The organism is Streptomyces sp. NPDC051976 (assembly GCF_040680795.1).
Classification (GTDB): Bacteria; Actinomycetota; Actinomycetes; order Streptomycetales; family Streptomycetaceae; genus Actinacidiphila.
Window position 1 is genome coordinate 26,548 of record NZ_JBFAXL010000069.1, and the last position, 14,096, is coordinate 40,643.

Consider the following 14,096-nt stretch of genomic DNA (forward strand, 5'->3'; position numbering starts at 1 on the left):
GACGTTCTCCTCGTCCAGATGACGGATGGTCCGACCACATGGCGGGTGCCCCGCAACGGCGCTGATATGTCACGGCGCCCGTCGCGCACCCGCTCGGACCTGCGGCGGGGCGCCCTCGGGGTGCGCCAGGGCCGGGCCGGGCGGCAGCATGGGGGTCCGGCAGCTCCGCACCTCCGGAAGGGCTCCCCTGTGATCCGCACTCTCCGCGATGCCCGGGACATCCTGGTACCCGATCCCGGCGGGCGGCACGGCCCGCTGCCGCCGCTGCTGCTGGTCCTCACCGTGGTCACCGGCCTGGTGGACGCGTTCAGCTATCTGGCGCTCGGCCGGGTCTTCGTGGCGAACATGACGGGGAACGTGGTCTTCCTGGCGTTCTCGCTCGCCGGTTCCACCGGCTTCTCGGTGACGGCGTCGCTGCTGTCGCTGGTGTCCTTCGCGGTCGGCGCGCTGGGCGGCGGGCTGCTCGCGCACCGGGTGACCCGGCACCGGGCGCGGCTGCTGCTCGGCGCGACGGCGCTGCAGACGCTGCTGGTGCTGGCCGCCTACGCGCTCGGCGCGGTCTCCGACCTGCCCGCCACAGGCGGCACCCGGATGACGCTGATCGCGCTGCTGGGCCTGGCGATGGGCGGCCAGAACGCGATCGTACGGCGGCTGGCCGTCCCCGACCTCACCACCACGGTGCTGACCCTGACCATCACCGGTGTCGCCGCCGACTCCCGGCCCGCGGGCGGCTCCGGCAGCAGGGCCGGGCGGCGGCTGCTGTCGGCGGCGGCGATGTTCCTCGGGGCGCTGGCGGGCGCGGCGCTCGTCGGCCACGGGCGGGCCGCGTACGCGCTGCTCATCTCCGTGGCGCTGCTGGTCGCGGTCGCCGCGGCGCTGCTCCCCCACCGCCGCTCCGGCCTCGCGTGGACCGCCTGAGATTTTTTTCGCCGCGGGTGTAGATCCGCGGGGATCCCGTTCGTCGTAGGGGTGGAAGTGACGGAACAGGCACGCACGACACGTACCCGAAGGAGCCCGATCATGAAGTACCTGCTGCTGATCTGCATCGAGGACCGGAACACCGCCTTCACCGAGGACGCCGACGCGCAGCCGTGGGCGGACGAGATGGACGGCCGGGGGATCCGCCTGATGGGGAACAGGACGCGCGACGCCGAGGACGCCACGACCGTACGGGTGCGCGGCGGCGAGACGCTGCTCACCGACGGGCCGTACGCGGAGACCAAGGAGCAGATGTGCGGCTTCGACGTCATCGAGTGCGCCGATCTGGACCAGGCGGTCGAGGTCGCCGCGAAGCACCCGATGGCACGCTTCGGCATGATCGAGGTGCGGCCGTTCTGGACGGACTGAGGCCGGACGCCATGGGGTCGGCGGCGACGCCGGAGGCGGTGCGGGAGGCGGTCGCCGCGGCCTGGGCCGAGGAGTGGGGCCGGGTCGTGGCGGCGGTGATCGCGCTGACCGGTGACTGGGACCTGGCGGAGGAGTGCGCACAGGACGCCTTCGCACGGGCGCTGGAGAGCTGGCCGCGCGACGGCATCCCGCGGCGGCCCGGCGGCTGGCTGACCACCACCGCCCGCAACCGGGCACTCGACCGGCTGCGGCGCGCGGCGAACGAAGCGGTCAAGCTCCGCCAGGTGGCGCGGCTGGCACCGGCGGGCGAGCCGGCCCGGCCGGCCGGCGGGATGGCCGAGGCGGCGGGTCTGAGCGACGCCGACGCGGTCCCCGACGACCGGCTGCGGCTGATCTTCACCTGCTGCCACCCCGCGCTGCCGCGCGCCGCCCAGGTCGCACTCACCCTGCGCTGCCTGACCGGGCTGAGCACAGCGGAGATCGCCCGCGCCTTCCTGGTGCCGGAGAAGACGATGGCGCAGCGGCTCACCCGGGCCAGGAACAAGATCCGGCACGCGGCGATCCCCTTCCGGGTGCCGCCGCGCGACCGGCTGCCCGAGCGGACCGCGGCGGTGCTCGCCGTGCTGTACCTGCTGTTCAACGCGGGGTACACCGATCGGGACGAGACCGGCGCCGAGCCGTCGGCCGCGTCGGCCGCGTCCGGTGACACGGGCGACGCGCGGCGGCGGGTCACCCGGGAGGCGATCCGGCTGGCCCGGCTGCTGGCGGCGCTGCTGCCGCAGGAGCCGGAGGCGCGCGGGCTGCTGGCGCTGATGCTGCTGCACGACGCGCGCTCCGCCGCCGGTACGGACGCGGCCGGTGAGCTGGTGCCGCTCGACGAGCAGGACCGTACGGTGTGGGACCGGGACGAGATCGCCGAGGGGCTGGCCGTGGTGGAGGACGCCCTGCTGAGCCGCCGGCCCGGCCCGTACCAGGTGCAGGCGGCGATCGCGGCCTGCCATGCGGGGGCGGCGGACGCGGCGGACACCGACTGGCCGCAGATCGCCCTGCTGTACCGGGAGTTGGCGCGGATGACGCCGGGCCCGGTGGTGGAGCTGAACCGGGCGGTCGCCGTCGCGATGGCCGACGGCCCGGCCGCCGGACTCACCCTGGTCGAGGAGGTGGCGGCGCAGGGCGGGCTGACCGGCTACCACCTGCTGCCCGCCACCCGCGCGGACCTGCTGCGCCGTCTCGGCCGCCGGACGGAGGCGGCGGACGCCTACGGCGAGGCGCTCGACCTGGCGCCGACGGACGGCGAGCGCCGCTTCCTGCGCCGCCGTCTCGCGGAGGTCGAGCCGCCCGCCGCCGGCGGGGAGACACCCTCTGTCACGGATTGACCGAGGGCCTGGTGGGAGGGGGCGAGGTCACCCGGGCGGCGTCATCCGGGGCACCGCTCGGGGGTTTCTTGCGATCATATGAAACGACTGGCTCACAAGTGGGCAGAGAGGTGAGTGAGGCCTTCCGATTTTCCGCCCGATCCATGTGCTGAGAGGTTCCCCCGTGCACCAGCCCCCCACTACTCCCCCTGACCGCCGACCGCGCTCCGCGACCCCGCGCAGCGCCCTCCGCGGGCGGCGGGGCGCGGCGCTGGCGCTGGGGCTGATGGTCACGGTGGCCGCCTGCTCCAGTGGGAACGGCGGCAACTCGGCCTCCTCGACCGCGCCGAGCAGCGCCACCGGCACCCACACCACCGCCTCGGCGGCCACCTCGTCCCCGGCCCGCACGGCCACCACGAAGTCGTCGGCGCCGCCGCCCGTGACGAAGCCGCCGGCGAGCTGCGTCGACCGGACGGTGTCCGCGATGTCGGTGTCCCAGCGGGTGGGCCAGCTCTTCATGAGCGCGATCAACTCCACCGGCGTGACCGGTGCGGAAGCCACCGCGATCACGCACGGCAAGGTCGGCGGCGTCTTCCTGATGGGCCACACCAACACCGGCACCAGCGCGGTCAAGGCGGTCACCGACCGGGCGAAGGCCCTAGCCACCACCGTGCCCGGGGTCAAGCTGCACCTGCTGATCTCCACCGACCAGGAGGGCGGCCAGGTGCAGGTACTCAATGGCCCCGGGTTCTCGGTGATCCCGAGCGCGGTCACCCAGGGCCAGTGGTCCACCTCGCACCTCCAGCAGCAGGCCACCGCCTGGGGCGGACAGCTCCGCGCGGCCGGGTTGTCGATGAACCTCGCGCCGGTCGCCGACACCGTCCCGCCCGACCTCGTCGGCGTCAACGCGCCCATCGGCCTGCTGGACCGCGAGTACGGAAACGATCCCTCGACCGTCGCCTCCCACAGCGACGCGTTCCTGCGGGGCATGCGGGCGGCGGGCGTGCTGCCCACCATCAAGCACTTCCCCGGCCTGGGCCGGGTGCGCGGCAACACCGACCTCGCCGCGAACGTGGTGGACTCGGTGACCACCCGCACCGACCCGTACCTCCAGCCGTTCCGCAGCGGCATCCAGGCCGGCACACCGTTCGTGATGGTCTCCAACGCCAAGTACGCGCTGATCGACCCCGCCCGCCAGGCCGCCTTCTCGCCGGTGATCATGCGCGATCTGCTGCGCGGGTCGCTCGGGTTCAAGGGCGTGATCATCTCCGACGACCTGGGCGCGGCCGTCGCGGTCAGCGACCGCTCCCCCGGTCAGCGCGCGGTGGACTACCTCACCGCGGGCGGCAACATCGTGCTCACCGTCCGGCCCGGTGACATCGCCCCGATGACCGCGGCCGTCCTGGCCAAGATGCCGAACAGCTCGGCACTGCGGGCGGCGGTCGACGACAGCGTCCACCGGGTGCTCAACCTCAAGCACAACGCGGGCCTGCTGACCTGCTCCTGACGGGTGGTCAGCTCTTCTTCCCGTCGCCGCCGGGAACAAATCCCCGGACCCGGCTGCTGGTTCCCTCGCGGACGTGATCGTCCGCGTGCCCGGAAGACCGTACGAGGAGCGAGATGAGCGCAGTGCCGTACCCGATCATCACCGAGGACGTCGAGATACCGGTCGACGACGCGGCCTCCCCGGCGATGACCGCCTACACCGCTCGGCCCGACACCCCGGGGCGCCGTCCCGCGGTGCTGGTCGGGTTCGAGATGTTCGGTGTCACCCCGTACATCCGCAGGACCGCGGACCGGCTGGCGTCGATGGGATACCTGGCCGTGGTGCCGGACTTCTACCACCGCACCGCGCCCGGGTTCGCGGGTGTCGCCGACGACGAGGGGCGCGCGGCCGGGTTCGCGCTGCTCCAGAAGCTCGAACGGGACGAGGTGCGGCGCGATGTGGAGGCCGTACTGGCGTACCTGGGGCGGCGGCCGGACGCCGGCGGCAGGACCGGCATGATGGGCGTCAGCCTCGGCGGCCACCTGGCCTACTTCGCCGCCACCCGGACCCCGCTGAGCGCCACGGCCGTCATCTACCCCGGCTGGCTCGACGTCACCGGGACCGCGCTGGGCAAGCCCGACCCGCTGCTCACCCTGACACCCGGCATCGCCGAGCAGGGCGGCCGGCTGCTGTACGTGATGGGCGCCGACGACCATGTGGTGACCCCCGACCAGAACCGGCTCACCGCCGAGGAGCTGACCGCCGCCGGGGTGCGGCACGAGGTCGTGGTGTACCCGAACGCCCCGCACGGCTTCCTCGCCGACGAGCGCGACACCTACCGGCAGGACCTGGCGGACGACACCTGGCGGCGGATCGGCGAACTCTTCGCGGAGGAACTGCGCGAGGGGTAGCACGATCGAGGCGGTTGGCGGGCCGGAAACCGCGCTTAGGGTGCCCTTACATGTCCGACGGGTGAACTGCCGGGGAATTGTGGCCACCCCGCCTCTGACCAGGTACGCGGGCACGGGACGCGGTGCTTAGCATGAGCGGCACCGCCGATCCGCTGCCCCGACATCTGGAGGTCCGGTGTGTCCGCCGAACCCGATGGCATAGCCGCACCGCCGCCTCGTCCGTCACGCCGCCGGCGGCTGTGGCAGGCCGGGGCCGCCGGTGTGGTGGTGGCCGCCGCGGTCACCGCAGCGCTGCTCGCCGACAACGCGGGCAACGGCGTCAAACCGTCGGGCGCGGCTGACGCGAACGCCACGGCACCGGCCGCCGACGGCCTGCGGCACACCGTGGTGGAGATCTCGACCAGCGGCTGCGGCCACGGCTGGACCCGGCCGCGGCCCGGCACCCAGGTCTTCGACCTGCACAACTCGGGTGCGGACGGCGCCGAGGTGTATCTCACCGAGCCCAAGAGCGGCAAGGTCTACGGCGAGGTGGAGGGGCTCGCGCCCGGCACGACCCGGCCGATGACCGTGGACCTGGGCAGCGGCAGCTACGCCTTCAAGTGCGTGCCGGAGGACGCGGACGCGGTGACCGGCCCGACCGTCACCGTCGGCGGCTCCCAGCCGCAGGGGCCCGGCGCCCTACCGGTCACCCAGCACGACCTGATCCCGCCGACGCTCGCCTACCAGAAGTGGATCGGCGACCGGATGACCGAACTGGCGCACGGCACCGCCGTGTTGAAGACGGACATCGACGGCGGCGACCTGGCGGCGGCCCGAACCGACTGGCTCACCGCGCATCTGGTCTACGAGCGGATGGGCGCGGCCTACGGCACCTTCGGGGACGCCGACGGCGCCATCAACGGCACCGCCGCCAGGACGCCGGGAGCCGTCGCCGACCCGTCGTTCACCGGCTTCCACCGGATCGAGTACGGGCTGTGGCACGGCCAGTCGGCCGCCGCGCTGCGCGCCCCCGCGGCGAAGCTCGACAGCGATGTACGGGCGCTGCGCACCAGTTGGGCGCAGGCCCGGATGGACCCGGCCGACCTGGGGCTGCGGGCGCACGAAATCCTGGAGAACGCCGAGCAGTTCGAGCTGACCGGGCGCACCGACTACGGCAGCGGCACCAACCTCGCCACCGTACGGGCCAATCTGGACGGCACCCGGCAGCTGCTCGACCGGCTGCGGCCGCTGCTCACCCCGCGCGACCCGGGGCTGCCGCGGCTCGACGCGGCGATGGACCGTACCCGGCGCGACCTCGACGCCGCCCACCACGGCGCCGGCTGGACGCCGTTGGGCGACCTGACCCACACCCAGCGCCAGGCGGTCAACGCCGACCTCGGCGACCTGCTCGAACGGCTCGCCTCGGTGGCCGCGCTCTGCGACGTACGGAGGACCGCATGAAGGACACGCGCGAGACGGCCCCGGCGCCGGGCGAGCCCGCGGCGGTCGCGGGCGGCGGCGGTGACCTGCGGCGGCGCGGATTCCTGCGCGGCGCCGCGCTCGGCACCGTCGGCACGGTCGGCGCGGTGACCGGCGCGGGCGCCGCCGCCGCGGTGCTCGGCGGGACGGCGGCCCACGCCGCGGCGCCCTCCCACGGCGGCGTGCCGGCCGTCGACTTCCACGGCGCCCACCAGGCCGGGATCATCCAGCCGGTGCAACAGGCCACCGCCTTCCTGTCCTTGGACGTCACTGCCGCCGACCGCCGTGAACTCACCGAGCTGCTGCACACCCTGACCGACCGGGCCCGGTTCCTGACCTCCGGCGGTACGCCCGCGGCGCTCGGCATCACCGCACCGCCCTCGGACAGCGGCACGCTGGGCCCGAAGGTCGCCGCGGACGGGCTGACCGTCACGGTCGGCGCGGGCGTCTCCCTCTTCGACGGGCGCTTCGGGCTGGCCGACCGCAAGCCGCTGCGGCTCAAGACGATGCCCGCGTTCCCCGACGACGACCTCGATCCCGCCTGGTGCCACGGCGACCTGAGCCTGCAACTGAGCGCCGCCCACCCGGACGCCGTGCTGCACGCGGTCCGCGACATCGCCCGGCACACCCGCGGGGCGATGCAGGTCCGCTGGCGCATCGACGGTTTCACCAGCCCGCCGCGGCCCACCGGAACCCCCCGCAACCACCTGGGTTTCAAGGACGGTACGGCCAATCCCGACGTGGCCGACCCGGCGACCGCGACCAAGCTGATCTGGGTGGACGGGGGCGGCGAGCCCGCGTGGACGACCGGCGGCAGCTACCAGGTGGTGCGGGTGATCCGGATGCTCGTCGAGTTCTGGGACCGGGTCTCGCTCACCGAGCAGGAGCGGATGTTCGGCCGCAGCAAGGACACCGGCGCGCCGCTGGACGGCGGCCGCGAGTTCGACACGCCCAAGTTCGCCCAGGACCCGGCGGGTGACGTGATCCCGCTGGACAGCCACATCCGGCTGGCCAACCCGCGTACCGCCGCCACCGAACCCCAGCGGCTGCTGCGCCGCGGCTACAACTACGACCGCGGCATGGACACCGACGGCAACCTTGACATGGGCCTGCTCTTCACCTGCTACCAGCGGGACCTGGAGCGGCAGTTCGAGACCGTGCAGAAGCGGCTCGCCGGAGAGCCCCTGGTGGACTACATCACCCCCTTCGGGGGAGGCTACTTCTTCACGCTCCCGGGCGTCCGCGACCGCTCGGACTGGCTCGGGCGCGCCCTGCTGACCTGAGCGAGTAAAGGGCGGGTCAAGAGTTCCCAAGGATTTACTGACCCGCTGTTCACCCGGCAGCCACCGACGTGCCGTTGGCATGTCGCGGTCCACATCGACGATCGCGTTCGACAGCGTGCACGGTTTCCACAGCGCACGCGTACAACGCGCACGCAGCGGAGGATGAGAGAGCATGAGCACCACGAGCGGTACGGACAAGGGCAGAAGGGCGGTTCCGCGGGGGCGGACCGCTCGCTGGGGGGCAGTGGCCGGAGCCGCGGCTCTCATGCTGGCGGGCGGCGTGGCCCCCGCGCAGGCGGACTCCCCCGCGCACCACGGTGGCGGCTCGACCGCCACCCCCATCAAGCACCTGGTCGTGATCTTCGACGAGAACATCTCGTTCGACCACTACTTCGGTTCCTACCCGGTGGCCGCCAACACGGACGGCACGAAGTTCACCGCGGCCAAGAACACGCCGAGGAACATCGACACCCTCCGCCACGCCGGGCTGCTGACGAAGAACCCCAACCAGTACGCCCCCAAGCGCCTCTCCCCCGCGCAGGCCCTGACCTGCGACCAGAACCACAACTACGGCCCCGAGCAGTACGCGGCCAACGGTGGCAAGGCCGACAGCTACGTCCAGAACACCGAGACCAACAAGTGCTCCGGCGGCCTCTTCGGCGAGCCGGGCCTGGTCATGGACTACTACGACGGCAACACGGTCACCGGTCTGTGGAACTACGCCCAGCACTACTCGCTCGGCGACAACTCGTACAGCACCACGTACGGCCCCTCCACCCCGGGCGCGCTCAACCTGATCTCCGGTCAGACGCACGGTGTCATCTCGGTCGACCCCAAGTCGGGCACCGAGAACCCGACCCAGACGGCGACGCCCGACCCGTACGCGGTCCTCTCCCCGGACGCCAAGGGTGTCGGCACGGTCATCAACGACCCCGACCCGGCCTTCGACGACTGCTCGGACGGCAGCCACGCGAGCGCCAACAACCTGGCGGTCATGCAGGGCAAGAACGTGGGCGACCTGCTCAACGCCAAGAACGTGTCCTGGGGCTGGTTCCAGGGCGGCTTCAAGCCGAGCACCGCGTGGGACGGCAAGCAGGGTGACTACGCCTCCTGCACCGGCACCACGCACGCCAACATCGGCGGCGCCTCCTCGGTCGACTACAGCCCGCACCACTCGCCGTTCCAGTACTACAAGTCCACGGCGAACCCGCACCACCTGCCGCCGAAGAACACCGCGGAGATCGGCCACAACGGCCAGGCGAACCACAACTACGACCTGACCGACTTCGACTCGGCGCTCCAGGCGAACAGCCTGCCCGCGGTCAGCTTCCTCAAGGCCCCGGAGTACCAGGACGGCCACGGCGCCTACTCCGACCCGATCGACGAGCAGAACTTCCTGGTCTCCGAGATCAACAAGATCCAGTCCTCCCCGCAGTGGAAGGACACCGCGGTCGTCATCTCCTACGACGACTCGGACGGCTGGTACGACCACGCCTACGCCAAGCCCCAGAATGGCTCGACCAACACCACCCTGGGCTCGAACGGCAAGAGCATCGACAGCCCGGCCTGCCAGGCGGGCCCGAAGGCGGCCGGCGGCTACGCCGACCGCTGCGGCCCCGGCACCCGGCAGCCGCTGCTGGTGATCTCGCCCTACAGCAAGGTCAACTCGGTCGACCACACCCGCACGGAGCAGACCTCGATCACCAAGTTCATCGAGGACAACTGGCACACGGGCCGGATCGGTGACGCGTCCTTCGACGCCCGCGCCAACTCCCTCTCCGGCGCCTTCGACTTCCGGCACCCGAACAACAAGCAGGTGCTGCTGAACGCCGACGGTTCCGTGAAGTCCGTGAAGCGGATCAGCCACGGCTCGACCCCGGGCCAGAGCGCGACCACCGGTGGCTCCTCGACCGGTTCCACCAGCGGCTCCACGGGTGGCTCCACCGGCGGCTCGACCGGCGGCAACAGCCCCTCCACGCAGCTCGCGGAGACCGGCAGCTCCTCCCCGGCGCTCCCGCTGGGCATCACCGCCGCCGCTCTGGTGACGGGCACCGCGGGCCTGGTCTACGCCCGCCGCCACCGCCGCCACGCGGGCAGCGGTGCGACCGCCGCCTGACACCGCGGTACGGGTGACAGCACGATGTGACGGCAGGACGCCGTCGCAAGGGCCGGCAAGGCTCGACAGCGGGGCCGTTCCCGGTGCGTACGCGCGCCGGGGGCGGCCCCGCCGCCGTGGGAAAACCCCCGCGCGCCCCGCGGGCCCCCCGCACTAGGGTCGGCCGCATGACGCCCGACACCACGCCCGACAGGGCCCCCGGGAATGCCGCCAGGACCGCCGCCGAGGTCGACTCCGGCGCCGCCGCCGGGACCGCCGCCGAGATCGCCGGCCTGCCGCTGGCCGAGTTCGCCTTCCCCGGCCCGCTGCGCGACCAGCTCGTGGCCGCGATCCTCGACGGGAGCAAGACCTCCACCACCGGCCTCGTGGTCGACTACGCGCACGACGGCGACCCGCTGCCGGTGGTGGGCGGCCGCGCGGTGGTCGTCGACTCCACCGGGGTCGGGGTCGCGGTCATCGAGACGACGGCGTGCCGGGTCGTACCGCTGGCGGAGGTGGATCTCGCCCACGCGATCGACGAGGGCGAGGGCTACACCAGCGTGGCCGAGTGGCGGGCCGGCCACGAGTCCTTCTGGCACAGCGCCGCGATGCGGCAGGCGCTGGAGGACCCGGACTTCACGGTGGACGACACCACCGAGGCCGTGCTGGAGCGCTTCCGCCTGGTGGCCGACCTGCGCTAGAGCCGCGTCGGGCCCGACGGACGGGGCGGGTGCGCGGGCGTGCGCGGCCCGCGCGCCACATTTCGCGGAAACAGCAAGAGAACTTGCCCCGGACCGGCCGGGCCGCGCACTGTCGACCTCATGACTCACGATCACGGGCACGGCGGCCAGTCGCACGACCACTCCCAGGGCCACGGCCAGGGGCAGGGGCACGCGCACTCCCACGGCCCGCACCACGACGACCTCGACTGGGACGCGCTCGCCGTCCATCTGGAGCGCGAGGCCGAGCTGCAGCTCCCGTATCTCACCGAGGCGGCCCGGTGGCTGCGCGGGCTGCTCGCCGAGAGCGGCGGCACGGGCCGGGAGAGCGGCCACGAGGTGCGCCGCGTGCTGGACGTGGGGAGCGGGCCCGGGGTGGCCGCCTGCGTGCTGGCGGGCGCCTTCCCGGCGGCCGAGGTGGTCGCGGTGGACGCTTCGCCCTTCCTGCTGGAGCGGGCGGCGGCGCGGGCCGCCACCGCGGGCCACGGCGACCTCTTCCGGACGCTGGAGGCCGAACTGCCCGAGGGCTTCGACACGTTGGGCACCGCCGACGTGATCTGGACCAGTCAGGCCGTCCACCACCTCGGGGACCAGGAGGAGGCGCTGCGCCGCCTGGGCGCGGCCGTACGCCCCGGCGGGCTGCTCGCGGTGGCCGAGCGCGGGCTGCCGCAGCGGTTCCTGCCCCGCGACATCGGGATCGGCCGCCCCGGGCTGCAGGCCCGGCTGGACGCCGCGTTGGAGGACTGGTTCACCGGGATGCGCGGCGAGCTGCCGCAGAGCAAGGACACCGTCGAGGACTGGCCCGCGATGCTGGCGAAGGCGGGCCTGGAACCGGCCGGAACCCGTACCTTCCTCACCGACCACCCCGCGCCGCTGGGCCACCAGGCGCGGGAGCATCTGCGCGGGCACCTCGGCCGGGTCCGCGAGCGTTTCACCGAAGGTCTCGACGAGGTCGATCTGCGCACCCTGGACGCGCTGATCGACGACGACGCGCCGACCGGGATCCTGCACAGGAGCGACGCTTTCTATCTCGTGGCCACGACCGTACACACCGCCCGTGCGCGTTACATCGCTTGATTTCACGACCTGAAGAGGCGGCGCGGTGCACACCGAGAGCGATACCTGCTGGTCACCGCGCCGACTTCAACAACTGACGTAATTTACGGCGGATTTGTTGTTATTCAGGGATCTTCCCGGCCTCGCCGTACGGGCTTTGTGCACAACTCTTGACATGAATGAAACACAGGGAGAACCATCGCCGTACGCGCCGGGAGAGCGCTCTCTACGTCAACGGGAGAGCGCTCCCCCGGAGTTCGCGGTCCAGGCTCCGCCCCCCACCTGTGATTCCAGGAGAGTTGCCCATGCACGCTCCCCCCACCGGCTCCGCGACGCTGAGATCCTCGGCGCCGGTGAACCGGCGAAAGACGGCAGCGGCGGTCATCACGGCGATGATCGCCTCACTGCTGCTCTTCCTCCCCTCGCACTCCGCCCACGCGGCCGGAACCCTGCTCTCCCAGGGCAAGACGGCGACGGCGTCCTCCACCGAGAACGCCGGCACCCCCGCCTCCGCGGCCGTCGACGGCAACACCGGCACCCGCTGGTCCTCCGCCGCCGCCGACCCGCAGTGGCTCCAGGTCGACCTCGGCGCCAGCGCCACCATCAGCCAGATCGGGCTCAACTGGGAGACGGCGTACGCCAAGTCGTTCAAGATCCAGGTGTCCGACGACGGCTCCACCTGGACCGACGCGTACTCCACCACGACGGGTACCGGCGGCAACCAGACGCTCGCCGTAAACGCTTCCGGGCGTTATGTCCGGATGTACGGCACGGTCCGCGCCACCCAGTACGGCTACTCCCTCTGGGAGTTCCAGGTCTTCGGGACCACGGGCAGCGGCGGCGGGGGTGGCGGCGGCGGAACGCTGCTGTCCCAGGGCAAGAGCGCGACCGCGTCCTCCACCGAGAACGCCGGCACCCCCGCCTCCGCGGCCGTCGACGGCGACACCGGCACCCGCTGGTCCTCCGCCGCCGCCGACCCCCAGTGGCTCCAGGTCGACCTCGGCTCGACCGACACCATCAGCTCCGTCGCCCTCAACTGGGAGACGGCGTACGCCAAGTCGTTCAAGATCCAGACGTCCACGGACGGCTCGACCTGGACCGACGTCTACTCCACCACCACGGGCACCGGCGGCAACCAGACGCTCAACGTGACCGGCAGCGGCCGCTACGTCCGGGTGTACGGCACCGTGCGCGCCACCGGCTACGGCTACTCGCTGTGGGAGTTCCAGGTCTTCGGCACCGCGGGTGACGGCGGTGGGGGCGGCGGCCCGATCCAGGGCGGCGGCGACCTCGGCCCCAACGTGAAGGTGTTCGACCCGTCGACGCCCAACATCCAGGGCCAGCTCGACCAGATCTTCGCGCAGCAGGAGAAGAACCAGTTCGGCGACGCCCGCTACCAGGTCTTCTTCAAGCCCGGTACGTACAGCGGTCTCAACGACCAGGTCGGCTTCTACACCTCGGTCTCGGGCCTGGGCAAGAACCCCGACGACGTGCAGATCAACGGTGACATCACCGTCGACGCGGGCTGGTTCAACGGCAACGCCACCCAGAACTTCTGGCGTTCGGTGGAGAACCTGGCCATCACGCCGTCCAACGGCACCGACCGGTGGGCGGTCGCGCAGGCCGCGCCCTTCCGCCGGATCCACGTCAAGGGCGGGCTGAACCTGGCGCCCAACGGCTACGGGTGGGCCTCCGGCGGCTACATCGCCGACAGCAAGATCGACGGCACCGTCGGCACGTACTCCCAGCAGCAGTGGTACACCCGCGACAGCTCGGTCGGCGGCTGGACCAACAGCGTCTGGAACATGGTGTTCTCGGGTGTCCAGGGCGCTCCGGCGCAGAACTTCTCCGACAGCACCAAGTACACCACCCTGGGCAGCACCCCCGAGTCCCGCGACAAGCCGTACATGTACCTGGACGGCAGCGGGAACTACCAGGTCTTCGTGCCGTCGCTGCGCACCAACGCGAGCGGAGTCGACTGGCCCGACACCCCGGGCACCTCGATCCCGTTGACCCAGTTCTACGTGGCAAAGCCCGGTGTCTCCGCGGCGACGATCAACGCGGCGCTGGCCCAGGGTCTCAACCTGGTCTTCACGCCGGGTGTCTACCACGTGGACCAGCCGATCAACGTGACCCGCGCCAACACCGTGGTGCTGGGCCTGGGTTACGCCACGATCGTCCCGGACAACGGCGTGGACGCGATGAAGGTCGCCGACGTCGACGGCGTCAAGCTGGCGGGCTTCCTGATCGACGCCGGAGCGGGCAGTTCCCCGCAGCTCCTCCAGGTCGGTGCCCCGGGCTCGAACGCGAGCCACGCGGGCAACCCGACCACGATCCAGGACGTCTTCGCCCGGGTCGGCGGCGCCGCCGCCGCGCAGGCGCAGAC

Annotated in this window: 11 protein-coding genes; all 11 read left to right on the plus strand. The window is 72.4% G+C overall.

Features of this window, described 5'->3' with window-relative positions:
- Positions 1-189: 189 nt before the first annotated feature.
- On the plus strand, positions 190-918 hold the full coding sequence (locus AB0M29_RS39120) for a YoaK family protein (RefSeq protein WP_365391574.1): 729 nt from the start codon (positions 190-192) through the stop codon (positions 916-918).
- 102 nt (positions 919-1,020) lie between these two features.
- On the plus strand, positions 1,021-1,347 hold the full coding sequence (locus tag AB0M29_RS39125; protein ID WP_365391575.1) for a YciI family protein: 327 nt from the start codon (positions 1,021-1,023) through the stop codon (positions 1,345-1,347).
- An 11-nt stretch (positions 1,348-1,358) separates the two neighbouring features.
- Positions 1,359-2,723, plus strand: coding sequence for a sigma-70 family RNA polymerase sigma factor (locus tag AB0M29_RS39130; protein WP_365391576.1), 1,365 nt, complete (start codon positions 1,359-1,361; stop codon positions 2,721-2,723).
- A 163-nt stretch (positions 2,724-2,886) separates the two neighbouring features.
- Positions 2,887-4,209, plus strand: coding sequence for a glycoside hydrolase family 3 N-terminal domain-containing protein (locus AB0M29_RS39135; protein ID WP_365391577.1), 1,323 nt, complete (start codon positions 2,887-2,889; stop codon positions 4,207-4,209).
- Between the two features lie 113 nt (positions 4,210-4,322).
- Positions 4,323-5,099: a dienelactone hydrolase family protein gene (locus AB0M29_RS39140; RefSeq protein WP_365391578.1), complete on the plus strand. Its 777-nt coding sequence runs from the start codon at positions 4,323-4,325 to the stop codon at positions 5,097-5,099.
- Positions 5,100-5,276: 177 nt separating this feature from the next.
- Positions 5,277-6,539, plus strand: a complete 1,263-nt coding sequence (locus AB0M29_RS39145) for an EfeM/EfeO family lipoprotein (protein ID WP_365391579.1) — start codon at positions 5,277-5,279, stop codon at positions 6,537-6,539.
- Positions 6,536-7,840, plus strand: coding sequence for an iron uptake transporter deferrochelatase/peroxidase subunit (gene efeB / locus AB0M29_RS39150; RefSeq protein ID WP_365391580.1), 1,305 nt, complete (start codon positions 6,536-6,538; stop codon positions 7,838-7,840). Before AB0M29_RS39145 ends, efeB begins: the two co-directional genes overlap by 4 nt.
- 172 nt (positions 7,841-8,012) lie before the next feature.
- The gene (locus AB0M29_RS39155) at positions 8,013-9,956 is read left to right on the plus strand and encodes an alkaline phosphatase family protein (protein ID WP_365391581.1); all 1,944 of its coding nucleotides are present in this window, start codon (positions 8,013-8,015) and stop codon (positions 9,954-9,956) included.
- A gap of 167 nt (positions 9,957-10,123) precedes the next feature.
- Positions 10,124-10,636, plus strand: a complete 513-nt coding sequence (locus tag AB0M29_RS39160; protein ID WP_365391582.1) for an ASCH domain-containing protein — start codon at positions 10,124-10,126, stop codon at positions 10,634-10,636.
- Positions 10,637-10,756: 120 nt separating this feature from the next.
- A complete protein-coding gene (locus AB0M29_RS39165; RefSeq protein ID WP_365391583.1) occupies positions 10,757-11,731 on the plus strand; it encodes a class I SAM-dependent methyltransferase in 975 nt (324 codons plus the stop codon).
- 371 nt (positions 11,732-12,102) lie between these two features.
- A partial coding sequence (locus AB0M29_RS39170) for a discoidin domain-containing protein (protein ID WP_365391586.1) occupies positions 12,103-14,096 on the plus strand: 1,994 nt, incomplete at its 3' end.